Source organism: Mesorhizobium sp. Ca11, assembly GCF_020165275.1.
Lineage (GTDB): Bacteria > Pseudomonadota > Alphaproteobacteria > Rhizobiales > Rhizobiaceae > Mesorhizobium.
On the sequence record NZ_JAIUHU010000001.1, the window covers coordinates 242,917 to 266,447 of the forward strand.

Genomic DNA, 23,531 nt, shown 5'->3' on the forward strand with positions numbered 1-23,531 from the left:
TCCTGGGATGCTTCGCGCTCCCGTGAAATACCGGGAGGACGGGACATGGCCATTGTGCTTGTACTCGTTTTGATCGTTGTGGGCTCGGTGCTGTTCCACCTCCTGAGCCCATGGTGGTGGACGCCCATCGCCTCGAACTGGGACTACATCGACAACACCATCACCATCAGCTTTTGGATCACCGGCATCGTCTTTGCCGCTGTCGTGCTCTTTATGGCTTATTGCGTCTTCCGCTTCCGGCATCGGGAAGGCAATCGCGCGGCATATCAACCGGAGAACAGGCGGCTCGAATCGTGGCTGATGATCGCAACGGCGGCCGGTGTCACCGCCTTGCTGGTTCCCGGCCTCTTCGTCTGGAGCCGCTTCGTCAACGTTCCCGGCGAGGCCGCCGATATCGAGGTTGTCGCCCAGCAATGGCAATGGAGCTTCCGTCTGCCCGGCAAGGACGGCAAGCTCGGCACCTCCGACACCCGCATCGTCTCGGCTGAAAACCCGCTCGGCATCGTACCCGGCGACCCGAACGGCCAAGACGACGTCGTGGTCGAGGCGGCGGACCTGCACCTGCCGGTCGGCAAGCCGGTCAAGGTGCTGTTGCGCTCGATCGACGTGCTGCACGATTTCTACATCCCGGAATTCCGCGCCAAGATGGATATGATCCCGGGATCGGTCACGTATTTCTGGTTCACGCCGACGCGGACCGGAACCTTCCAGGTCTTGTGCGCCGAGCTGTGCGGCCAGGGACATCCGCTGATGCATGGCGTTGTCATGGTCGATACCGAGCAGGACTATCTGGCCTGGCTCGGCCAGCAACAGACCTTTGCGCAATTGTCCGCGCCCCAGCAAACGGGCTCGGCGAACCAACCGTCGGAAAAGACGATGGCGTCCAGTTTGGATGTCGCGGCAAAACTCGAAACGCTCGAGGCCCGCTGAACAGGGCGCGGAGGTGCTCCCATGGTCGACGTCACACCCGCAGATGCCGTTCCACCCGCCGAAGTCGCGGAGATGGAACTCTACCATCCGCACAGCTGGTGGACGAAATACGTCTTTTCACAGGACGCCAAGGTCATAGCAGTCCAGTATTCGGCGACGGCCATGGCTATAGGCCTCGTCGCGCTGATGCTGTCCTGGCTGATGCGCCTGCAGCTCGGCTTCCCCGGCACGTTCGATTTCATCACTCCGGAGGCCTACTATCAGTTCATCACCATGCACGGCATGATCATGGTGATCTATTTGCTCACCGCGCTCTTCCTTGGCGGCTTCGGCAATTACCTCATTCCGCTGATGGTCGGCGCCCGCGACATGGTCTTTCCCTATGTCAACATGCTGAGCTATTGGGTCTATCTGCTTGCCGTGCTGGTCCTGGTGTCGAGCTTCTTCGCGCCCGGCGGGCCGACAGGCGCCGGCTGGACGCTTTACCCGCCGCAGGCGATCATGACCGGCACGCCGGGCGGCCAGGACTGGGGCATCATCCTGATGCTCTCTTCGCTCATCCTGTTCATCATCGGCTTTACCATGGGTGGCCTGAACTATGTGGTGACGGTGCTGCAAGGCCGCACCCGCGGCATGACCTTGATGCGCCTGCCGCTCACCGTCTGGGGCATCTTCACCGCCACGGTCATGGCGCTTCTGGCCTTCCCGGCACTGTTCGTTGCTTGTGTGATGATGCTGCTCGACCGTCTGCTCGGCACTTCCTTCTTCATGCCGGCAATCGTCGAGATGGGCGAGCAACTTCAGCATAATGGCGGCAGCCCGATCCTGTTCCAGCATCTGTTCTGGTTCTTCGGCCACCCGGAAGTCTACATCGTGGCGCTGCCGGCCTTCGGCATCGTGTCCGACCTGATCAGCACACATGCGCGCAAGAACATCTTCGGCTATCGCATGATGGTCTGGGCCATCATCGCCATCGGCGCGCTGAGCTTCGTGGTCTGGGCGCACCACATGTATGTCAGCGGCATGAATCCTTATTTCGGCTTCTTCTTTGCCACCACGACGTTGATCATTGCGGTGCCGACCGCGATCAAGGTCTATAACTGGGTGCTGACGTTGTGGCGCGGCGACATCCATCTCACCATCCCGATGCTGTTCGCGCTCGCCTTCATCGTCACCTTCGTCAATGGCGGCCTGACGGGCTTGTTCCTCGGCAACGTCGTCGTCGACGTGCCGCTGTCGGACACGATGTTCGTCGTCGCACATTTCCACATGGTCATGGGCGTCGCGCCGATCCTGGTGATCTTCGGCGCGATCTATCACTGGTATCCGAAGGTCACCGGACGGATGCTGGACGAGACACTCGGCCGCTTCCATTTCTGGATCACCTTCCTCGGCGCCTACCTGATCTTCTTCCCCATGCACTATCTCGGCCTGATGGGCGTTCCGCGGCGCTACGCCGAACTCACCGACATGAATATCATGACGGAATCGGCCCACCATCTGAACTCGTTCATCAGCATCATGGCCTTCATCGTCGGCTTCGCCCAGATGGTGTTCCTGTTCAACCTGATCTGGAGCATTCGCCATGGCCGTGAGGCCGGCGGCAATCCGTGGCGGGCAACGACGCTCGAATGGCAAACGCCTGAGACGCCGCCGGCGCACGGCAATTTCGGCAAGGAACTGCCGATTGTCTATCGTTGGGCCTACGACTACAGCGTGCCGGGCGCCAAGGAGGACTTCATCCCGCAGAACGTGCCGGGCTCCTTCGGCCCCTCCAGGGAGCCGGCATGAGCGTCATCCTGGTCTTCATGTTGGTGATCGCCGGCTTTGCCGGTTGGTGGCTTTCGCACCAGCGATTGACAGCCAAGCCGTGGCTGGAGCAAGGCGTGGCCGGGGACGTCGTCGGCTTCGACCGGTCGTCCCTGCCCACCGCCAAGATCGGCCTCGGCGTCTTCCTCGCCGTCGTCGGCTGCCTGTTTTCGCTGTTCACCAGCGCCTATTTCATGCGCATGGGCCTGTCGGACTGGCGGCCGCTGCCGCTGCCGCGCCTGCTTTGGCTCAACACCGGCGCGCTGGCGCTGAGCAGCGTCGCGCTGCAATGTGCGGTGGTCGCCGCGCGCAGAGGCCAGGTGGACATGGTAAGGCTCGGTCTTGCAACGGCGGGACTGACCGCCCTCGCCTTCCTCGCCGGCCAGTTGATTGCATGGCGGCAGCTGACCGAGGACGGCTACCTGTTGGCCTCCAATCCGGCCAACAGCTTCTTCTATCTGATCACGGCGATGCATGGCCTGCATATACTGGGCGGGCTGATCGGCCTTGGCCGGACGAGCGCCGGCGCCTGGAACCGAACGCGGCGGGAGCGGCTGCGCCTCAGCGTCGAGCTGTGCGCCATGTATTGGCATTTCCTGCTTTTCGTCTGGCTGTGCATCTTCGCCGTCCTGGCCGGTTGGGCGGCGACGTTCGTGAGCATTTGCCAACGGCTGCTGACCTAGGAGACTGGCGATGGCCGAGACCGCACTGACGCATACCAGCCAGATGGATCGCCCCCAGGGCTTGCGCGGCATCGCCGCCGACTGGAGCTCGGATCAGCGCGCGTTCAAGAACGTGTCCTGGGGCAAGGCCATGATGTGGATCTTCCTGCTCAGCGACACCTTCATTTTCGGTTGCTTCCTGCTTTCCTATATGACGGCGCGGATCTCCACGCGCGTGCCGTGGCCGAATCCAAGCGAGGTCTTCGCCTTGCGCATCGGCGGCTCGGAGATCCCGCTGATCCTGATCGCCATCATGACGTTCGTTCTCATCTCGAGCAGCGGAACCATGGCCATGGCGGTCAATTTCGGCTATCGCCGCGATCGTCGCAAAACCGCGATCCTGATGCTTTTGACCGCCGCGCTCGGCGCGACCTTCGTTGGCATGCAGGCCTTCGAATGGACCAAGCTGATCACCGAGGGGGTCCGGCCGTGGGGCAATCCCTGGGGAGCCGCGCAATTCGGCTCGTGCTTTTTCATGATCACCGGCTTCCACGGCACGCACGTCACGATCGGGGTGATCTTCCTGATCATCGTGGCGAGAAAAGTCTGGCGTGGTGACTTCGACACCGGCCGGCCCGGCTTCTTCACCAGCCGCAGGGGCCGCTACGAGAACGTCGAGATCATGGGGCTCTACTGGCACTTCGTCGACCTGGTCTGGGTGTTCATTTTCGCCTTCTTCTATCTGTGGTGAGAAGGCAGGCTTTGTTGAGAGGCAGACATGGCTGAAGCAACCGCAAACGGTCTCGGACAACACGCACTGCATCCCGCCCATGATGCGGCGATCGTCGCCAAGGCGGAGACGCATCAGGAGCACCCGATCAAGCTCTATCTGGTGGTCTGGGCGTGGCTGTTCATTCTCAGCACCTGCTCCTATCTGGTCGACTATTTCGGCCTCCACGGCTATCTCAGGTGGTCGCTGATCCTGATCTTCATGATGCTCAAAGCAGGACTGATCGTCGCCGTCTTCATGCACATGGCCTGGGAGCGGCTGGCGATGATGTATGCAATCATCCTGCCCCCGATACTGGTGCTGGTTTTCGTGGCGATGATGGTCTTCGAGGCCGACTATACGCTGCTGACTCGTATCGCGTTTTTCGGGCCTGGCCCCTGACACCCGATACGGGATCCAGCCGCGGCATGACCAGCGGGGGACGGCCGGTTCCGATGCCTTGAAACAACAGGCCGCCGGCCCATTTTGATCTGGCGTATGCGCCGTGAACTCAAGCAAAGGACGCGGACAATGACGATAGCGAACAGACTGAGAAACTTTATCGACCGCAAGGGCATCTCCTACGATACCGTGGGGCATCATCGAACTGCCACCAGCAGGCAGGCCGCCATTGCCGCGCACGTGCCCGGCAGCATCATGGCGAAGTCCGTGGTCGTTCACCACGAACTCGGTTATGCGCTGGCCGTGGTGCCAAGCACCCACAGAATCGAGCTCGGCAAGCTGCAGGACGTCATGGACAAACGCCTCGGCCTCGCTTCCGAAGACGAAGTGGTATCGCTCTTTGACGATTGCGACGTCGGCGCCATACCGCCGATCGGTGCGGCTTATGATGTGCCGGTCATTCTGGACGAAAGCCTTCGTGATGCCGCCGATATCTATTTCGAGGGCGGCGACCACAAGACGCTTGTGCATGTCAGCGGCAAGGATTTCCGCAACCTGACGACGGACGCGCGCCAGGCGCGGTTCAGCTATCCGGCCTTCTGACGTATAGAGACTCCCGCCGCTGCGTTACGGCAGGGCCTGATTGCTTCGACGGTCTGGGGCAGCCGGCGGCTCTACGACCTTACGGTAAAAACATGCCAGGGCCGAGGATCGGCAGCACGACCGCCAGTCGTCCAGGGCTGCTTTTTCGGTATTCTCAAGATGCGAAGGTGAACGTCATGGACACGCGGACGCTTCTCATACTCGGCCTTGGCATAGTCATTCTGTTGCTCTTGGGTTTTTTTGCGCTCCCGGCGTGACGGTGCTGGGGGCGATATTCATCTGCGCAACTGCCGGCGTCTTCCTTCCGGATAAGCAGGCGACCATCAAAAGAGTCTGGACGGCGGTGTTTATTTGGAAAACTGCTTCAGGTAGGCGATGACGTTGGCTATGTCCTGATCGTTCTTGAGGCCGGGAAACGCCATCTTCGTCCCTTTGACCATCGCCTTGGGGTCGTGAAGATATTTTGTCAGCGTAGGCTCGTCCCATTTGATGCCGGATTTTCCGGCCTCGATCATGGCCGTGGAATAGGTGAAACCGGGATGCGTGCCCGCGGTGCGCCCGATGACGCCGTGCAGAGACGGGCCGACCTTATTCTGGTCCTGGTCGGCAATGTGGCAGACCTTGCACTTGGTGAACACCTTCTCGCCTGCGGCGGCGTCTTGCGCCTGCGACGGACTTGCAAGGAAGGTCGTAGCTGACAAGACGATGAAAAGCGCGGTTGCGCGCATGGCACTTCCTCCCTGATCGTCATTTACGTCGGGCGGCCCGCGCCACGCTGGCGTATCCTGCATGGCGGGCGGCCGCGTCTCTTCAGTGGAATTGCGGCACCTACATACCACAGAATCGAACCAATGGGCAAAAATTGCCGGCCTGCGAAGGCTTAGGCCATGCGCCGAGGACTAACTGCCCAAAAAGCGGTCCAAGCCTTCTGAACGGCGACGATCAGGGCGGGTCGGTCTTGCAGCTTGCCGCGATCTGCCCGATCACGTCCGAAAGACCCGCAAGCTCGAAATCGGCCTCGCCGCGTCCCGACAAAAGGCCGAAGCGCCACGACAGCGTCAGCCGGTTCGCTGAAGCCAGACGCTTGATGCCGTCGTCTCCATCCCTGACCAGTGTTCTGCCGCGCGGGCCGACCGACCAGCTTTCATCGGTTTTGCCGCCGCCGTCGACCGCGACGGAGATGGTGATCTTGCGGCTGGCGGAGACGGCGTCGTTGAGCTGGAGCCACTCGCTCCAGCGTGGTTCGCCGTCGGGCCGGCACGCCAATGTCAGCACAGGGCTGTAGCCCAACGCTCCGCCGCCGGTGATCAGCTTGTTGCTGGCGTGGAGCGACGCCGTGATCTGACCATCATTGCCGGCGCCAACGCTCCAGTTGCCGAGAGCCGGCTCGGCCCGGGCGACACCGGCGGCTGCGGCAAACAAGAGCGCCGCGGCGACGACCACGTCTCTCATCGTGAATCCCAGCCTCACCAATGCCTCCAAACGCCCGCGAATGCGATGAAGCGCAGATAATGTTGAACCGTTGGTATCGCCAGCGGCAGGCCTTCAAGACAAGTTGTCTGTGTTGCCGCGCCGCCACAATAAAGTAGCTCCTAATGAAAAAGGCCGCCCGGAGGCGGCCTTTCGAAGTCTCGGCATTGAAACCTGTTACTCGGCTTCCTTGGCGGCTTTTTTCTTCGGCGCGGCCTTCTTCTTCGGCTCTTCCGCCTCGTCGGTGGCTTCGCCTGCCTTTGCTTCGCCAGCCTTTGCGTCGCTTGCCTTGGCTTCGGCCTTCTTCGAGGAAGCCTTCTTGGCCGGCTTCGCCTTGGTCGCGGTTTCGGCCTCTTCGTCGTCGGCCATCAGCTCGTCCTTGCCGACCTTGACGTCGTTGACCGAGATCTGGCCAAGCAGATAGTCGACCACCTTCTCCTCGAACATCGGCGCGCGCAGCGCGTTGATGGCTTCCGGGTTGCTGCGATAATACTCGAAGGCTTCCTGCTGCTGGTTGGCCGGGAAGCGGCGCACCTGCTCGAACAGGCCGCGCTGCAGTTCCTCGTCCGACACGGTGACGCCGGCCTTCTCGCCGATCTCGGCCAGGACCAGACCGAGGCGCACGCGGCGCTCGGCAAGGCGCATATATTCGGCACGTGCTTCTTCTTCCGTCGTCTCTTCGTCGGCGAAAGTGCGGCCGGCGGCTTCCAGGTCGCGGTTGACCTGGCCCCAGATGTTGTTGAACTCGGCCTCGACGAGCTTCGACGGCGCCTCGAAGGAGTAGGATGCGTCGAGCTGGTCCAGCAACTGGCGCTTCACCTTCTGGCGGGTCATGGAGCCGAACTGGTTCTCGATCTGGCCGCGCACGATCTCGCGCAGGCGCTCGAGCGATTCCAGGCCGAGATTCTTGGCCGTCTCGTCATTGATCTCGAGCGCGCCGGGCGCCGACACTTCCTTGACCGTGACGTCGAAGGTGGCTTCCTTGCCGGCCAGATGCGCCGCCTGGTAGTTTTCGGGGAAAGTGACGGTGACCTGCTTCTCGTCACCGGCCTTCGTTCCGATCAGCTGCTCCTCGAAGCCCGGGATGAACTCTTTGGAGCCGAGCACTAGCGGCTGGTCGGTGCCGGCGCCGCCGGCGAAGGCCTCGCCGCCGATCTTGCCGACATAGTCGATGGTCACACGGTCGCCCTCGGCGGCCTCGCCGGTCTTCGGCTCGTAGCTGCGCGCCGATTCAGCGACGCGTTTGACCTGATCCTCGACTTCCGCGTCCGGCACGTCATAGACCTGGCGCGTCACCTTGATGTCGGAGAAATCCTTGATCTCGATCGGCGGGATGACTTCGTAATTGAGGCTGAATTCGAAATCGGCGCCGCCGGCCAGGATCTTCTCGGCCTCCTTCTCGTCCTCGGTCATGATCACTTCGGGCTGCATGGCGGCTTTTTCGCCGCGCCCCGAGATGATCGAACGGGTCGAGTCATTAAGGATCTCGTTGACGACCTCGGCCATGAACGACTTGCCGTACACCTTGCGCAGGTGCTGCACCGGCACTTTGCCCGGGCGGAAGCCGTTGATGCGCACCTTGCCGCGGGCATCGGTCAGCCGCGCCATCAGCTTGGCTTCCATGTCACCGGCCGGCACGGTGATCTTGATCTCGCGCTTGAGACCGGAGTTGAGCGTTTCGGTGACCTGCATCCTAGAACCTTTGTTTTCAACAATGAGACTGCCGAACGGTTTTAGCCGTTTACAGCCTGCCGGTATGATCTTGCCGGAAATGGCTTTTGGGACGGAACCTGGCGATTTGACCGCGAATGCGGCTCAAATTCTCCTGAACTGCGCCTTGCCGGATGCGAATAAGTCTTTGTTTTTCCTATAACTTTTCACATCTTGCAGAAGCGGAAACTCACTTTCCGTCACATTCGACACGCCTTTTGTCACAGGCTAGGCTAATTTTCAACTATCTTCGCTCCAATGCATGCCGCCCAAAACTGCGCAGCGGTTTTGGGAGAACGGCATGCATCAAGACAATGCCTGAAGCGCGTCGCCCGAACCGTTTCGACACGACGCGCTTTAGCCGGATAAGCATACTTGAGCGCCGACATTGACAGAATGATGGCTACATGGGATTGCCGGGGAAAGCGGATGTGGCGGAATTGGTAGACGCCCTGGATTTAGGTTCCAGTGCCGAAAGGCGTGGGGGTTCGAGTCCCTTCATCCGCACCATCCTTCGCTCTTCGAGCTTCGGATGGCAGGCCACCACCTGAGGCTCGAAGAGCCGAAAGTGTCCTCCGAAGCCTTGGCGAAGGAGGACCGCAGCAATCTCCTGGCGGCGCAAGCAAGGCCCTCGCGCTCTCGGAGATCATCCCGCTTTGCGCATCCGATGCACTTGAAATAGCCCTTTAACAGGTTCTTACTTGCAACAGGCGGGTCGGGGCTCTGTCAGATTGTGCGTGTAGTTTCTCTGGTTGTGGGGCTTGGGTCAGCTCTCGCGGCGGCGTCTCAGGTTGAGGCTTTGGAGTACACTCCGGCTTCTCTTCCGGGTCAGCGGCCAATGCTCATCGTCTCCGGTGAGTTTAGCGCCAATGAGTCCTTGAACAGCTTCAGCCGCGCGGTTGCGAGCAGCGGGGCCAAGGTGATTGTATTCAACTCCCCTGGTGGCAATGTCGGCGGTGCTATTCGGTTGGGGCGTATGATCCGCGCAGCAGGGTTGGACACGCTTCAGGTTGGCCAATTGCAGTGCGCTTCAGCCTGCTCACTGGCCTTCCTGGGTGGCATCCACCGTGTTGCCGAACCAAGTTCCATCGGCATTCACCGCGCGTTTCTCAAACCGGCTGACGGGATGTCCACCGAAGAAGCGAAGGCCCGCGTCCAGCTCGGAACGGCTGCAATCACGTCTTATGTGGTCGAGATGGGAGTGGACCCCAAGCTGATAGAATTGGCTTCGAGCTATGGTAAGCATGACATAAGATATCTATCGGCCAGCGAAATGGCTGACTTGCATGTGACCAATGCCGCAGCGAACCAATCGCCGGCAGATATTTCACAGGTGTTAACGAAGCCAAATCCTGCGCCCGTGTCCGCTCCTGCACCCGACGCCAGGCAACTGCCGGAAAGCATTGCGGTCGCCTTCGTCAGGGATCTCATCGAGCATCATGGCGACAACGACGATTTCGCTCTTGCCCAAGTTCAGGCATCCTACGCTCCCAAGGTCGATTATTATGGCAAGCTGACGAAGTTGAGGTCGATCATTCAGGACAAGAGGAACTATTACCGGCGATGGCCTGAACGCGGATATAGCGTCCGCAAGGACAGCATCGTGGTCAACTGCACTAACGATCGCTGCATGGTCTCGGGCGTCTACGACTGGGTTGTGCGCAGCCCCTCGAAACACAAGCAGGAAAAAGGCGTGGCAAACTTTAGCTACACGATTTCGATCGGTCCCTATCCCAAAATTATCGCAGAGACAGGGAGTGTCCAGCGATAAGCGGGACCACCGTTAGCGCGGACACAGACGTCAAGCCCCTATACACTTAATAAAGCGGCTCCTCGAACAGCGTCTTGTCGCCGTCCATCAGCGCCTTGATCTGCGCCGTGCCGTCTGCCGACAGCGCGAGCTTGATGCCGAACGGCCGCACGCGCATGTCGTCCTGGATCGCCATTCCTTCGCCTTCCGGCAGATAGAAGCGGTCGATCCCATAGTCGGGCGCGATCGTCGCTTCCGGATCGCTGAGGCCCCAGCCTTCCCCGACATGGCCGGCAATGTCTGCTTCGTCCGCGCCGGCCGGGACCGGCGCTTTGCCGAACCACGCTGCGGTCGGCTGCCAATAGCCGTCGGAGCCCTTCTTCAACCGCACCACGATCGCTGTGTCGTCGCTGGAGAACTTGCCTTGCGGAAGGTTGACGATCAGCTTCACCGGGATGCGCGAAATGTTGTTGTTGAGGGAGATATAGTCGCCGCGCAGGAGGTCGCGCGGGTCGACCGGTTGGACTTTCAGCAGCACTTCCTTGCCGTTGCGCAGGATCGCGGCGCGGCCGGCGATGATCCAGCTGAGAAAGCCGATCTGAACAAGCGCCAGCACCAGCGCCGAGACGATCAGTTTCTTGCCGGTCATGCTGCTGCTCCTGTCTCGGCGGGCGCTCTCATGCGCTTCTCGATACGGATGATGATCAGCGCCAGTACGCCGAGCAGCACGGCAGCCGCCAGGAAGAAGCCGGCCGTATCCAGCATCGAAAGCAAGGTGACGCTATAGATGATGGCGAGTTCGAAGGCGAAGCCGGCATAGGCCAGCCAGCGCAGGCCCCTGCTCTCGCGGCCGGCCAACATGATCGCCGCGACGATGCCGGCAAGCGCTACGATCGACGCGAGGGCGAAACCGCTATTGTAGGTGCTTTCATCCGCCAGCTCGAACTGGATCATCGCCATGCCGGTGAGGAAGCCGAGCAAGGCGTGCAAGGACAGCCGGCCGCCCAGCTGCAGGATCCTGTCGATCGGATCGCCGGCAAAGACCGAGGCGGCAAAGAGCAGCACTGACGCGATGGCCAGCGACATCGCCACCGGCAGCGTGTCGTGATCCGTCGCCAGCAAGACCAGATACAGAATGACAGACAAAATGACGAGGTGGCGCGCTGCCCGGCTGCGCGTCCAGAAGGAAACGGCGAACAGGACGATCGCCATGATGATGAAGAGATGCGGAATTTCCGCGCGCCAGTAGAAGCCGAACCCCTTGAGGACCAGCCAGGCATCGGCAATGCCGACTGCAGCCACCGTCAGCGGGTTCGAACGCAGCGCTACTGCCGCCAGCGCCGTGCCGGCGCACCATGTCACCAGCGCCGAGGCCTCGTCGCCGGAAAGATGGTACATCTGGCCGATCAGCGCGATCGATCCGCCGAAGGCGGCGGCTGCAATGATCCACAGCGCCTCGCCGATCGCGGCATGGTCGCGCGTCTTCAGCACCGCGCCGCCGACATAGCCGGCCAGGATGACGGCGAAAAGCGCCGCCACACGAACGACACGCGGAATGGCCTCCCAGTTGGCGGCGACGAAAATCAGGATCGCTGCGCCGAACAGAAGCGCCGCCATCATTGCCAGGATCGAGCCGAAACTCAGCGACGCGCGCTCGTTGGCAGCGACGTCGCGCGTCAATGCCTCCGCCGTGGCGGGATCGATCAGCCCTCTCTCCCGCCAGCGGGCGATATCCGCCCTTAGCCGTGTCGTATAGCTCGCCATGCTTTCCCCCAAAGCCTGGTCATTTCCTCAACCGGGGCAGCCAAACCGTTGACGCGGCGGCACTTTCCGATTCGGCCTTCTTTGCGACGCAGGCGTGAACGGCCGTTAATGTTGCATTGCACAATTTGCATTGCTGCCATGCGCCAACGGCACTTTTAAACCGATATGATCCCACCTATTTTCTGTTCGTACACAAACGGAATGATCCGAAGTTAAAGACGAAACGAGAACTACCATGAACCTGATCCGCAACTACCGCAACTGGCGCCGCTACCGGGACACCGTCTCCGAGCTGAACCGCCTGTCGAACCGTGAACTGACCGACCTCGGCATCAGCCGCAGCGACATCCACTACGTCGCCCGCAAGGCGGTCTAATCCGCTTCGGACCGCAAATGGTCCGAACCAGTTTTGAAGAGAGTTAAGACAATGAACCTGATCCGCAGCTATCGTAACTGGCGCGTTTATCGCGACACCGTTGCTGAGCTGGGTCGGCTTTCAAACCGCCAGCTCCACGATCTCGGCATCGTTCGCGACGAGATCAAGATGGTCGCCCGCAAGGCGATCTAAGCAAGGCATTTCGCCAGGGTCGACCTCCTCCCCGACCCTGACGGATACGGCCAGCCCTCACCTCCTCCCGAGGGTTGACCACCAAAACGGCGCCCGCCGGACCTCCTCCCCCGGCGGGCGTTGTTCCCGAAGCGAACGCAGTTCGTCTTCGAAGGCTTCGCCCCTTCTCAAAGGCGAAAAGAATTTTCGTCCTCAAGGGCGATAAGGAATTTCGTCAAAGCCGACCTCCTCCCCGGCAATGACGAATGAAGGTCGATCTTCACCTCCTCCCGAGGATCGACCCCCAAAACGACACCCGCCGGACCTCCTCCCCCGGCGGGTGTTGTTGTTTCTGGCGCAGGCACCGGCCTCGTGCGTTGTCAGCTGGCAATTGCAATCGCGTCCCCAAGCGATTATTCCGGCGCTCATGAGCAAAAATCCCGTACACGTCATCGGCGGCGGCCTCGCCGGCTCCGAAGCCGCATGGCAACTTGCGCAAGCCGGCGTTCCGGTCGTGCTGCATGAAATGCGCCCGGTACGCGGCACCGACGCGCACAAGACCGACGGCTTGGCCGAGTTGGTCTGCTCCAATTCCTTCCGCTCCGACGATGCAGAAAACAACGCCGTAGGGCTGCTGCACGCCGAAATGCGGCTTGCCGGCTCGCTGGTCATGAGTGCCGGCGATGCGAACCAGGTGCCGGCCGGCGGCGCGCTGGCCGTCGATCGTGACGGCTTTTCCGACGCGGTCACCGCGAAGATCGAGGCGCATCCGCTGATCACCATCCAGCGCGAGGAAGTGCCTGGGCTGCCGCCCGAGGATTGGGACCAGGCGATCATCGCCACCGGCCCGCTGACGGCGCCTTCGCTGGCGCAGTCGATCGCCGAAGCTACCGGCGCCGATGCGCTCGCCTTTTTCGACGCGATCGCGCCGATCGTGCATTTCGACACGATCGACATGAACACCGCCTGGTTCCAGTCGCGCTACGACAAGGTCGGTCCCGGCGGCACCGGCAAGGACTATATCAACTGCCCGATGGACAAGGAGCAGTATCTGTCCTTTGTCCAGGCGCTGCTCGACGGCCAAAAGACCGAGTTCAAGCAATGGGAAGGCACGCCCTATTTTGACGGCTGCCTGCCGATCGAGGTGATGGCCGAGCGCGGTGTCGAGACCCTGCGCTACGGGCCGATGAAGCCGATGGGGCTGACAAACGTCCACAACCCGACGGTCAAGGCCTATGCGGTGGTGCAGCTCCGGCAGGACAATGCGCTGGGCACGCTCTACAACATGGTCGGCTTCCAGACCAAGCTGAAGCATGCCGAGCAGGTGCGCATCTTCCGCACCATCCCCGGGCTTGAAAACGCGGACTTTGCGCGTCTCGGCGGCCTGCACCGCAACACCTACATCAACTCGCCGACGCTGCTCGATCCTTCGCTGCAGCTGAAATCGCGCCCCGGCTTGCGCTTTGCCGGCCAGATCACCGGCTGCGAAGGCTATGTCGAAAGCGCCGCCATCGGCCTGCTCGCCGGCCGCTTCGCCGCTGCCGAGCGCCTCGGCCGGGCGCTATCGCTGCCGCCTGCGACCACCGCCTTCGGCGCGCTGCTCAACCACATCACCGGCGGTCATATCGTCTCCGACGACGAGCCCGGCAAGCGCTCTTTCCAGCCGATGAATGTCAATTTCGGCCTGTTTCCGCCGGTCGAGGCGCCGAAGACCGAAGGCAAGCGCCTGCGCGGCAAGGACAAGACCGTCGCCAAGCGCCACGCCATCACCTCGCGCGCTCTGGCCGATTGCAGGGCATGGTTGGGGCTGCCCGCACGGGCCGAGGCGGCCGAGTAACTTATGGCTGCCGTCTCCAGGTTGCCTCAGCTCCTGCCGCCGGGTTTGCCGGCAAGTGAAGAACCCTTCGCGGGGGGCTACGAGATTGTCTGGAGCGTCTATATTCGCTGCAAGAGCCTCCAAAAATTGCGCGAGGTTCATATCCCAGCGCTCGAAGCGCTGATCGGCCAGCCACATGGCGGCAACGGCTGGCTGTACGACAACGAACGCTACATCAAGAACCGGGACCGGAGGCTGAAGAGGATTATTGCCTTAAAGCGCGTCCCAGGCCCCTACACCGATCAGATCCTCGTCGATTTCATGAAGACGCTTTATTCGCTCTCTTCGTATTGGACAATTCAAGCCCGGCTGGACCCGTCGCACCCCCGCGGTGTGTACGTGTGCGCCAGCTTCAGATCCGAACCTCCGCCCTCAGAGACACCGGCGGTCGTCGACGCGCACGTTGAATTGGAGGCCAATTTCACCGATGCGATGGGCGGTGAATCAGGGCGCTATCTCGGCTCCGGTCAGCGCATCAGCTAGTGATTTCCAACTACTCCGCCGGCTCCGCGCCTGTCCTCGGCAATCCCGGCCTGCCCGCTTCTCCCGGATTCCTCCGCACATAAGCCGACTTCAGCGTCTCGGACGTATCGCGCGAACCGTCATGGCTCCAGCCTGGCGGCTGGATGAGATAGTTGACACGCTGACCAGGCGTCAGCCCCGGCGCCAGCGCATCCTTAGACATGCCGATCCATTCGTGGAACGCAACCTTCAGCGGATTGAAGGTGCCGATGTTCTTTACGATGCCGTAGCGCGGCCGGTCCTCCTCCAATTCCTCGACGAAGGTGCCGAACATGCGGTCCCAGACGATCAGCGTGCCGGCATAATTGGCGTCGAGATAGCGCGGATTGGTGGCGTGGTGGACACGGTGGTGCGAAGGCGTGTTGAAGATGAATTCGAACCAGCCCCACATCTTGCCGATCGTCTCGGTGTGGATCCAGAACTGCCAGACCAGGTTGAAGCCGAAGACGAAGGCTATCACCGCAGGATGGAAGCCGAGCAGCACCAGCGGCGCCTGCAGGATGAAGGTGAAGGTGAACAGCCCTGTCCAGCTTTGCCTCAGCGCCGTCGAGAGATTGTAGTGCTGGCTGGAATGATGGTTGACGTGCTCGGCCCACACCCAGCGCACCCGGTGCGCGATGCGGTGATAGACATAGTAGCGCAGGTCGTCGAGCAGGAAGGCGGCGGCGAACACCCAGATCGACAGGCCGAGATTGAAGAAGCGGAATTGCCACAGCCACAGCAGCGCCCAGTAGGACACGACGCCGAGCAGCAAGCCTGCGACGACATTGCCGGTCCCCATCATCAGGCTGGTCAGCGTGTCGCGCGTTTCGAAGGATCCCCTGGCGCGGCCGGTGCGCACCAGCCAGAGTTCGATCAGGATCGCCGCGACGAAGAACGGGATCGCAAGCTGGGTGACCTGCGGGAAATTATACTCGTCCATCACGCCGCCTCCCGGATCCGATCATGGCTTTGCAATGCCGCCGCCACGGCCAGCGCGCCGGCTTCGTCGGCAAAAGCAAACCGCCCGCCTTTCCAGGTGAAATCATTGAGCCGCAGCGAGACCACATTGCCTTCCCTAGTCAGCGCCAGAATGTCGTGGGGCGTGACGATGCGCGTCAGAAAACAATCGCCTATGCTCCGGACGATGCCGCAGCGCTGCGGGCCAAGATCGAGAAACGCGGCATGGCTGTCGGCTGTCAGCCGTATTGAACCCGGTCTTTCGTCGGGAAAATCCTCGGCAAAGCGTGCGAGCGCATGATCGGCGCCGGCAAGCGTCGCGGTCGTCGTGCCGCCGGTGAAATGCACGGCCGCGACCGACAGCGCGATGCCGAACACGACAAGGACGACCAGGACTGGCAGGCTCATGGAAAGACGGCTCCTCCGGCGGCCCGCATTTCTTCGACGCGAGTCCACATGGACGGAATCCCTAGCACGGTTGACGTTTACGTCAAAGGGGCGTCCAGCCCCGCATCGCATGACGCAAGAGCAGCCAGTGCCGGCGCAAGGTTGAGAGCGTTGCCGTCACACTGAGCGGCGACCTGCCCGTCTTCTCCATCCTGTCGAGATAGGCATGGGTCAGCGCTAGCGGCAGGAAGGCGGGCCGCAGCGCAACGGGAAGCGCTGGCGCACCTTTCTCGAAGGCGTTGAGATGCTCGCGCGCCAGCGCAATCATCGCCGCAACCGCGCGCTCGGCGGCTGCCCCGCCTTCGCCTTTGACGAACTCTTCCGGCGTCGTGCCGGCCGCCGAAAGGATGTCGGCGGGCACAAAACACTGTCCGCGCCGACGATGGAGCGGCAGAAGCAACAACAGGCCGGTGATCGCCTGCGCGCAGCCGGCCCTGCCCGCCAGTTCGGCAAAGCCGGGCGCCGCGGCGGGATCGAGCACCATGGCCGCAAGCTGGATCAGCGCCGCGGCCGTCTCGCCGCAATAGCCCTCGAGATCGGTCCGCGACGGCATCGGGTCGTCGTAGAGATCGAAGATGCGCGCCTCGAGCATGTTCTCGAAAGCAGCCTTCGGCAACCGGCAGGCGGCGATCGTCGCGCGCAGCGCATCGGCGGTCGGGTGGCCTGTCTCGGCATCCCCTTCGGCCGAAATGACGTCTCGCCACCATTGCAGCCTGACCTCGCCCGGCAGCGGCTCATGGATGCGATCGCGCACGCCGGCGATCTCGGCATTGAAGGCGTAGAGCGCGAGCAGCGCGTCGCGCTTGTCGGCCGGCGCGTAAAGCGCCGACAGATACCGGTCATGGTCGACGGCGCGCACCGCACCCATGACGATGTCGCCATTCTTGATGATCTTGGACGTGCCGGGCATTCAATTGACGGCGATCAGCGCCGCGGCCACGGCGCGGTCTTCGGCGAGCAGCACATTGTAGGTCCGCACCGCCGCTCCCGTCGACATCGGGTCCGCCGAGATCCCGGCCTCCTTTAGCGCGGCTCGCAGCGCCGCCGGCAGCGGCCGCAGTTCCTTGCCCATCCCGACCAGCAGGATCTCGACTTTGCCGGTCTCGGCGAACAGCTTGTCGAAATCCGTGGCCTTCAGCGCCAGCGGATCGGCGGGCTCCCAGCCATGGATGCCCGACGGCAGGACGAGCAGCGATCCGCGATGCGACATATCGGCAAAGCGAAAGCCGCCATTGCCATAGGCCTCGATCGGCGCCTTGCCCGGGAAATGCGCCTCGCGGATGATGATGCCTTTGGCCATGGCTCTAGAGCGTGATGCCGAAACGGCGTCAGGTCGCCACCGCCTTGCCGTTCACCGGCTCCTCAGCCGAGGCCTGCGGCCTCAGCTTGAAGAGGATCAGCAGCGGCGCGGCGATGAAGATCGACGAATAGGTGCCGAACACCACGCCGAACAGCATCGCCAGCGTGAAGGAACGGATCACCTCGCCGCCGAACAGCACCAGTGCCAACAGCGCGAGCGACGTGGTGACGGAGGTCAGCGTGGTTCTGGACAGCGTCTCGTTGATGGCATTGTTCAAGAGCTGCGGCAGCGGCATTTTCTTGTATTTTCGCAGATCCTCACGAACGCGGTCATAGACCACGATGGTGTCGTTCAGCGAATAGCCGATGATGGTCAGGATGGCCGCCAGCGACGACTGGTTGAACTCCAGCCCTGTCAAGACGAAGAAGCCGATCGTCATCACCACATCGTGCACCGTGGCCACGATGGCGCCGACGGCGAACTGCCATTCGAAGCGGAACCAGACATAGAGCAGGATGCCCGCCAGCGCGATCAGCATGGCGATCGTGCCCTGCTTGGCCAACTCGCCTGAGACCGTCGGCCCGACCACCTCGACCCGGCGGAAGTCATACTGGTCCTGCAGTTCGCCCCGCACCTTGTCGATCACGGTCTGCTCGGCATTCTCGCCGGCGTCCTGCGTGCCGACACGGATCAGCACGTCGTTCGGCGCGCCGAACTGCTGCACCTGGATCTCGCCGATATTGAGCTCCGACAGCCTGTTGCGGATGTCGCCGAGATCGGCATCGCCCTTCTTGGACTGCACCTCGATTATCGAGCCGCCTTTGAAGTCGATGCCGTAGTTGATGCCAAGTGTCAGGAATCCGACGACAGACAGGATCGACAACGTGCTGGAGAGAGCGAAGGTCCAGCGGCGGATGCCCATGAACGGGATCTTCGTGCCCGGCGGAATGAAGGTGACCGGCGCGCGCGGCAGTTCCTTCGGCCGGGCGCGGCGCAGCCAGATCGACACCAGCATGCGGGTGAAGGTGAAGGCCGTGAAGACCGTGGTCAGAATGCCGATCGCGTAGGTGATCGCAAAGCCCTTGACCGGCCCTGTGCCCAGCCAGAACAGCACCACGGTGGCGATCAGCGAGGTGACGTTGGAATCGATGATAGTCGCCAGCGCCTTGGAGAAGCCGGTGTCGATCGCCTGGATCACCGAACGGCCGTTGCGCCGCTCTTCGCGGATGCGCTCATAGATCAGGACGTTGGAGTCCACCGCCATGCCGATGGTGAGCACGATACCGGCGATGCCGGGCAAGGTCAGCGTGGCGCCGAGCAGCGACAGCGCGCCGACGATCATCGCCACGTGCACGGCCAGAGCGATGTTGGCCAGGAAACCGAGGAACCCATAGGCGACGAACATGAAGGCGACGACGAGAATTGAGCCGATCACGCCAGCCACCTTGCCGGCGTGGATGGAGTCCTGACCAAGGCCCGGGCCGACCGTACGCTCTTCGATGATCGTCAATTTGGCCGGCAGGGCGCCGGCGCGCAGCAAGACGGCGAGGTCGTTGGCGCTCTCGGTCGTGAAATTGCCGGAGATCTGGCCACTGCCGCCAAGGATCGGCTCGCGGATCACCGGTGCCGAAATCACCTGGTTGTCGAGCACGATGGCGAACGGCTTGCCGACATTCTGTTGGGTCGCCTGACCGAACCTGGTCGCCCCGCGGGAATTGAAGGTGAACGAAACCACCGGCTCATTGGTCTGTGAATTATACGTCGGCGTCGCATTCGACAGGTCTTCGCCCGAGACGATAACGCGGTTCTCGACGAGGTAAGGAACCGGAGGGTCGTCCTGCGAATAAAGGACCGAGTCGCCAGCCGGCGGGCGATTCTTCATCGCGTCCTGGACCGGCACCGACGTGTCGACCATCTGGAACGTCAGCTTGGCGGTCTGGCCGATAATGTCCTTGAGCCTTTGCGGGTTCTGGAGCCCGGGCACCTGGACAAGGATGCGGTCGTCGCCCTGCCGTTGCACGATCGGCTCGGTCGTGCCAAGCGCGTTCACGCGTCGCTCCACCACCTCGATCGCCTGCGAGAGAGCGGTCGTGGTGCGATATTTGATGCCCGCATCCGTGACGGTGAACTTCAACAGCCCAGGCTCGGAATCGTCCAGCGCCATCGACTGCACGGAACCGCCGGCAAACAGACCGGCGGTCACCGGATTGGTTATCGGCTTCAGCGCTGTCTTGGCGGCTTCGACCTGGCTCGCATCGTTGATGCGCACCTGCACGGTTCGGCCTGTTCCGCCAAGGCCGGTATATTGGATCTTGGCGTCGCGCAGCAGCGTCCTGATCTCGTCGCGCGTCGTCTGCAGCTGATCCTTGACCAGGTCGTTCTGATCCATCTGCAGCAGGATGTGCGAGCCGCCCTGAAGATCGAGGCCCAGCGTCATCTGCCGCTTCGGCACCCAGCTCGGCAATTGCGCCAGCACGCTCGCCGGGAAGAGATTGGGCGCGGCGAGGATCACTGTGACGGCCACCGCGAGCCAGATCAGGATCATCTTCAGGCGCGAGAAATAGAGCATTCGTTTTATCCGTTCAGGCGTACAAGCGGCAGCGTTCCGCCATCGAGGTTAGGATTACTTCTTGGCGTTCTGGTTCGCCACCGGCTCGCCCTTGACGCGCACGTCTGAAATCGTCGAGCGCAGCGCCGTCACCTTGGTTCCGCCGCCAAGGTCGATCTCCAGCTCGTTGTCGTCGATCACCTTGGTCACCTTGCCGACGAAGCCGCCGCCGGTCACCACCGTGTCGCCGCGGCGCACCGCCGACAGCATTTCCTGACGCTTCTTCAACTGCGCGCGCTGCGGCCGGATGATCAGAAAATACATGATCACGAAAATCAGGACAAACGGCAAAATCGAGATCAACATGTCTGGCGAGGCGCCGACGCCCTGGGCGTATGCCGGTGTAACGAACATCAAGAAACTCCTGGATGGTGAAATACCGCTGCGGCGGCCCCGCGAAAATTTGGCCGGAATATAGTCGGTAAACTTGCCAATGCAACTGCGCTGCGAGCCCGATCCGTTGCTTTTCCAGCCGTTTGCGGCGTGCTAGAGCGTCGCAGCGGAAGTGGCTTCGAGGCCACCGAAAAGATCATGCTCCAACAAAAGCTTGGACCTGGTTCTTGCAGCGATGTCATGGAAGCTGCTCCCACACGCTGAAATGCCTAAACAAAAAGACCTGATATGACCGACAACCTGGACGCATTGAACAAGAAACTCGATCGCCTGATCGAGGCAGTCGCTCGCCTCGCTCCGCCGCCGGTTCCTCAGACCGATCTCGGTGTTGCCGACTGTTTCGTGTGGCAGGCGGAGCCCGGCTTTCTGGAACCGGTGCGCAAGGTCAACCGCGTCGACATCGGCCTGATCCGTGGCGTCGACCGCGTGCGCGACATCCTGCTCGACAATACTGAGCGTTTCGCGTCCGGCTATGCGGCCAACAACGTGCTTTTGTGGGGCGCGCGCGGCATGGGCAAATCGTCCCTGGTCAAGGCCGTGCATGCCACGGTGAACGCATCCGACAAGCTCGACCGGCCGCTGAAGCTGATCGAAATCCACCGCGAGGACATCGACACACTGCCCAAGCTGATGGGTCTCCTGAAGGCGGCCCCCTGGCGCTTCATCCTGTTTTGCGACGACCTTTCCTTCGATCACGACGACACGTCGTACAAGTCGCTGAAGGCGGCGCTCGAAGGCGGCGTCGAGGGCCGGCCCGGCAACGTCATCTTCTACGCCACGTCCAACCGGCGGCATCTGCTGCCGCGCGACATGATCGACAATGAGCGCTCCACCGCCATCAACCCTTCGGAAGCGGTCGAGGAAAAGGTCTCGCTTTCCGACCGTTTCGGCCTGTGGCTCGGTTTCCACAAATGCTCGCAGGACGAATATCTCGACATGATCGACGGCTATGTCCGCTACCACGATCTGGCGATCGACCCCGAGCAGCTGCGCGCGGAGGCGCTGGAATGGGCAACCACGCGCGGCAGCCGTTCCGGCCGTGTCGCCTGGCAATTCACGCAGGACCTCGCCGGGAGGCTCGGCAAGCCGCTCAAGGATTGAAACGTTAATGTCACTTGGGCGAGATCGTCCGTCGCAAGTCGCGCGGCGTCTGGCCGATTTCGCGGCGCATCCAATGCGCCAGATGTGACTGATGCGCGAAGCCCGTCAATGCTGCCACCTCGCTCGTGCTCAGATCGCCTTGCTTGAGCAGAACGCGCGCCCTTTCCACGCGGCGTCGCAGCACGTAGCGATGCAGGGTGACGCCCGTCGCCACCTTGAACCATGTCCGCAAGTGCGAGCTGCTCGCGCCGGCAACCCGGCTCAGCCGGTCAATCGAAAGCGGCTCGTGGAGAGCGGCCTCGATGTGTTCCAGAACCCGCTTGAGCTGCGCATCCGACAACCGGTTCACTCGAACCGTGTCCGGCCCATCGAGACCGAGAAGCCTCACCGCAAGGGCGGCGCCGATGCTGTCGGCAAACAAAGGGCCGCTCGGCGCGCCGGCATTGAGGTCGCTCTGCAGCGCTCGGGCGAGATGTTCGATGCGCTGGTCACGAAGCAAATGGCGCGTGTCGAGCCGCGACGCTCGCACCCTGCCGCCAAGTTCCGCGGCGACCCTTTCCATCAAAGCCGGCTGCAAGACGATCTCGATCGTCTCGAACGGGGTTTCGGCGTCGAAGCCCCCCTCCTCCCCAGCCGGCACAAGGTCGATATCGCCGGCGCGCCTGACGAAATATCGCCCAACCTGGTTGCAGTAGGAGCGCGTTGCCGCGCTTGCATGCACCATGATGCGATGGTGTGGCGCCCGGGACAGGCGATGGACGCCTGCTTCAACACGGCGGGAGACCATTGCTACGTCGGACGAGGATCGGGCCGGCTCGAATTGCGAAGGCATGCTCTCTCGATTCATGGCGGAACCTGTCCAAGATTTGGCAATTCCCGCGCGATTTTCAACGCCGTGAACTCGTACTCACGCCTCTCCATCAAGCTTGGAAGAGAGGTTGCAATGAGTTTCTATGTTGTTGTCGGCGCGGGCCCCGTTGGGCGCGAGACGGCTCGTCGTCTTGGCGAAGAAGGACACGATGTCGTGCTCACAAGCCGAAGCGTCGGTTCGAACGCGTTGCCGAATGTGCGGACGATACGGGCTGACGCCACGGACGCCGCGGAGCTGTCACGCGTTTGCCGAGGCGCCGATTCCATTTTCATGTGCGCCATGGCCACATATCATCGGTGGCCCACCGACTTTTTCCCCATAATCGACGGCACCGTGCGCGCGGCGGAAGCAGTCGGCGCGAAGCTCATCGTGCTTGGCAATCTCTATGGTTATGGGGAAAATGCCGATCGCCCGCTTCGCTCCGACATGTCTTTAGACCCGACTTCGAAGAAGGGAACCGCCAGGACCATAATGTGGCAGCGGGCGGTCCGCGCCAGTGTGCCGGCGATCGAAGTGCGGTCCAGCGACTATCTCGGACATGGCGCGATCAGCTACTTCTCGCTGGTCGCGCTGCCTTCCATTATCGAAGGCAAGCCCACCGCCTTCATTGGGGACCTCGACGCAACTCATGCCTGGGCCTTCACCAAGGACGTCGCCAGCACGCTTGTCGCGGCCTCCCGCTACACGGGTGAATGGGGACGGGCGTTTCATGTTCCTTCGCAATACGCCTCGCCCCGCGAGCTTATCCGGAAAACCGCGGCTATGCTCGGACACGAGACCCCAGAGACACGCTCCTATTCCGTCCCCGAGATGGAAGCCCTTGGCATGCATGAGCTCGTCGAGATGCGGTACCTCTTCGAGAGCCCCTTGCTCGTTGATAGCTCCGACGCGGAGACACTTCTTGGCGTGAAGGCCAGCAGCCTTGAAGAGATGATCGCCGATACGCTCCGTGATTATCTCTGAACCTTGCGGGCAGGCATGTTGCACGAATCTGAAAAAGCCCGCTCCTTGCGGAGCGGGCTGAAGACGGCGGGCCGGACTGGAGGTCAGGCGGCCCG

General features: G+C 62.0%; 25 protein-coding genes and 1 tRNA gene. 14 read left to right on the forward strand and 12 right to left on the reverse strand.

Annotation, left to right across the window (positions count from 1 at the left end):
• Positions 1-45: 45 nt before the first annotated feature.
• From LB538_RS01220 to LB538_RS01245, 6 genes are all read left to right on the forward strand, one after another.
• Complete coding sequence (locus tag LB538_RS01220; protein WP_224525292.1) at positions 46-930, forward strand: cytochrome c oxidase subunit II; 885 nt, start codon at positions 46-48, stop codon at positions 928-930.
• Positions 931-951: 21 nt separating this feature from the next.
• Positions 952-2,721 (forward strand): cytochrome c oxidase subunit I, encoded by a 1,770-nt coding sequence (gene ctaD, locus LB538_RS01225; protein WP_095765041.1) that lies wholly within the window; start codon positions 952-954, stop codon positions 2,719-2,721.
• A complete protein-coding gene (locus LB538_RS01230) occupies positions 2,718-3,422 on the forward strand; it encodes a cytochrome c oxidase subunit 3 (RefSeq protein ID WP_224525290.1) in 705 nt (234 codons plus the stop codon). The genes ctaD and LB538_RS01230 overlap by 4 nt, the downstream gene beginning before the upstream one ends.
• A gap of 10 nt (positions 3,423-3,432) precedes the next feature.
• The gene (locus LB538_RS01235; RefSeq protein ID WP_224525288.1) at positions 3,433-4,152 is read left to right on the forward strand and encodes a heme-copper oxidase subunit III family protein; all 720 of its coding nucleotides are present in this window, start codon (positions 3,433-3,435) and stop codon (positions 4,150-4,152) included.
• Positions 4,153-4,179: 27 nt separating this feature from the next.
• Positions 4,180-4,572, forward strand: a complete 393-nt coding sequence (locus LB538_RS01240; RefSeq protein ID WP_095765038.1) for a cytochrome C oxidase subunit IV family protein — start codon at positions 4,180-4,182, stop codon at positions 4,570-4,572.
• A gap of 129 nt (positions 4,573-4,701) precedes the next feature.
• A complete protein-coding gene (locus LB538_RS01245; protein WP_095765573.1) occupies positions 4,702-5,175 on the forward strand; it encodes an aminoacyl-tRNA deacylase in 474 nt (157 codons plus the stop codon).
• A 347-nt stretch (positions 5,176-5,522) separates the two neighbouring features.
• Here the strand turns inward: LB538_RS01245 and LB538_RS01250 are convergent, their stop codons facing one another.
• The 3 genes from LB538_RS01250 to tig form a co-directional block, all read right to left on the reverse strand.
• On the reverse strand, positions 5,523-5,903 hold the full coding sequence (locus LB538_RS01250; RefSeq protein ID WP_224525286.1) for a c-type cytochrome: 381 nt from the start codon (positions 5,901-5,903) through the stop codon (positions 5,523-5,525).
• 214 nt (positions 5,904-6,117) lie between these two features.
• Complete coding sequence (locus tag LB538_RS01255; RefSeq protein ID WP_318012429.1) at positions 6,118-6,645, reverse strand: hypothetical protein; 528 nt, start codon at positions 6,643-6,645, stop codon at positions 6,118-6,120.
• A 177-nt stretch (positions 6,646-6,822) separates the two neighbouring features.
• The gene (gene tig / locus LB538_RS01260; protein ID WP_095765035.1) at positions 6,823-8,337 is read right to left on the reverse strand and encodes a trigger factor; all 1,515 of its coding nucleotides are present in this window, start codon (positions 8,335-8,337) and stop codon (positions 6,823-6,825) included.
• A gap of 443 nt (positions 8,338-8,780) precedes the next feature.
• On the opposite strand from tig, the gene LB538_RS01265 reads away from it, so the two are divergent.
• A tRNA-Leu gene (locus LB538_RS01265) sits at positions 8,781-8,865 on the forward strand.
• 328 nt (positions 8,866-9,193) lie between these two features.
• The gene (locus tag LB538_RS01270; RefSeq protein ID WP_224525282.1) at positions 9,194-10,126 is read left to right on the forward strand and encodes a hypothetical protein; all 933 of its coding nucleotides are present in this window, start codon (positions 9,194-9,196) and stop codon (positions 10,124-10,126) included.
• Positions 10,127-10,172: 46 nt separating this feature from the next.
• Here the strand turns inward: LB538_RS01270 and LB538_RS01275 are convergent, their stop codons facing one another.
• Entirely contained in the window at positions 10,173-10,754 is a 582-nt protein-coding gene (locus LB538_RS01275) for a GDYXXLXY domain-containing protein (RefSeq protein WP_224525279.1), read from the reverse strand.
• On the reverse strand, positions 10,751-11,869 hold the full coding sequence (locus LB538_RS01280) for a DUF2157 domain-containing protein (protein ID WP_224525276.1): 1,119 nt from the start codon (positions 11,867-11,869) through the stop codon (positions 10,751-10,753). The genes LB538_RS01275 and LB538_RS01280 overlap by 4 nt, the downstream gene beginning before the upstream one ends.
• A gap of 235 nt (positions 11,870-12,104) precedes the next feature.
• On the opposite strand from LB538_RS01280, the gene LB538_RS01285 reads away from it, so the two are divergent.
• The 4 genes from LB538_RS01285 (at position 12,105) to LB538_RS01300 (ending at position 14,775) form a co-directional block, all read left to right on the forward strand.
• Positions 12,105-12,245 carry a DUF1127 domain-containing protein gene (locus tag LB538_RS01285; RefSeq protein ID WP_095765031.1) on the forward strand — a complete coding sequence of 47 codons (141 nt, stop codon included), beginning with the start codon at positions 12,105-12,107 and terminating at the stop codon, positions 12,243-12,245.
• A gap of 51 nt (positions 12,246-12,296) precedes the next feature.
• On the forward strand, positions 12,297-12,437 hold the full coding sequence (locus LB538_RS01290; protein WP_071031998.1) for a DUF1127 domain-containing protein: 141 nt from the start codon (positions 12,297-12,299) through the stop codon (positions 12,435-12,437).
• A gap of 406 nt (positions 12,438-12,843) precedes the next feature.
• Positions 12,844-14,253, forward strand: coding sequence for a methylenetetrahydrofolate--tRNA-(uracil(54)-C(5))-methyltransferase (FADH(2)-oxidizing) TrmFO (trmFO, locus tag LB538_RS01295; protein ID WP_224525273.1), 1,410 nt, complete (start codon positions 12,844-12,846; stop codon positions 14,251-14,253).
• Between the two features lie 3 nt (positions 14,254-14,256).
• Entirely contained in the window at positions 14,257-14,775 is a 519-nt protein-coding gene (locus LB538_RS01300; RefSeq protein ID WP_224525271.1) for a hypothetical protein, read from the forward strand.
• A gap of 10 nt (positions 14,776-14,785) precedes the next feature.
• Here LB538_RS01300 and LB538_RS01305 read toward each other — a convergent pair whose 3' ends face one another.
• The 6 genes from LB538_RS01305 to yajC form a co-directional block, all read right to left on the reverse strand.
• Positions 14,786-15,736: a sterol desaturase family protein gene (locus LB538_RS01305; protein ID WP_224525268.1), complete on the reverse strand. Its 951-nt coding sequence runs from the start codon at positions 15,734-15,736 to the stop codon at positions 14,786-14,788.
• The gene (locus LB538_RS01310) at positions 15,736-16,161 is read right to left on the reverse strand and encodes a hypothetical protein (RefSeq protein ID WP_095765027.1); all 426 of its coding nucleotides are present in this window, start codon (positions 16,159-16,161) and stop codon (positions 15,736-15,738) included. The genes LB538_RS01305 and LB538_RS01310 overlap by 1 nt, the downstream gene beginning before the upstream one ends.
• A gap of 82 nt (positions 16,162-16,243) precedes the next feature.
• On the reverse strand, positions 16,244-17,110 hold the full coding sequence (locus LB538_RS01315; RefSeq protein ID WP_411908983.1) for a phytoene/squalene synthase family protein: 867 nt from the start codon (positions 17,108-17,110) through the stop codon (positions 16,244-16,246).
• A complete protein-coding gene (locus LB538_RS01320) occupies positions 17,111-17,500 on the reverse strand; it encodes an Mth938-like domain-containing protein (protein WP_224525265.1) in 390 nt (129 codons plus the stop codon). It lies immediately after the preceding gene.
• 28 nt (positions 17,501-17,528) lie between these two features.
• Positions 17,529-20,069, reverse strand: a complete 2,541-nt coding sequence (gene secDF, locus LB538_RS01325) for a protein translocase subunit SecDF (RefSeq protein WP_224525262.1) — start codon at positions 20,067-20,069, stop codon at positions 17,529-17,531.
• Positions 20,070-20,123: 54 nt separating this feature from the next.
• Positions 20,124-20,462 (reverse strand): preprotein translocase subunit YajC, encoded by a 339-nt coding sequence (gene yajC / locus LB538_RS01330; protein WP_095765024.1) that lies wholly within the window; start codon positions 20,460-20,462, stop codon positions 20,124-20,126.
• A gap of 267 nt (positions 20,463-20,729) precedes the next feature.
• Between yajC and LB538_RS01335 the strand changes: the two genes are divergently transcribed.
• Complete coding sequence (locus LB538_RS01335) at positions 20,730-21,602, forward strand: ATP-binding protein (protein ID WP_224525260.1); 873 nt, start codon at positions 20,730-20,732, stop codon at positions 21,600-21,602.
• A gap of 10 nt (positions 21,603-21,612) precedes the next feature.
• On the opposite strand, the gene LB538_RS01340 is transcribed toward LB538_RS01335, so the two are convergent.
• Positions 21,613-22,434 (reverse strand): AraC family transcriptional regulator, encoded by an 822-nt coding sequence (locus LB538_RS01340; protein ID WP_224685787.1) that lies wholly within the window; start codon positions 22,432-22,434, stop codon positions 21,613-21,615.
• Positions 22,435-22,545: 111 nt separating this feature from the next.
• On the opposite strand from LB538_RS01340, the gene LB538_RS01345 reads away from it, so the two are divergent.
• Entirely contained in the window at positions 22,546-23,436 is an 891-nt protein-coding gene (locus LB538_RS01345) for an NAD-dependent epimerase/dehydratase family protein (RefSeq protein WP_224525255.1), read from the forward strand.
• Positions 23,437-23,531: the final 95 nt, after the last annotated feature.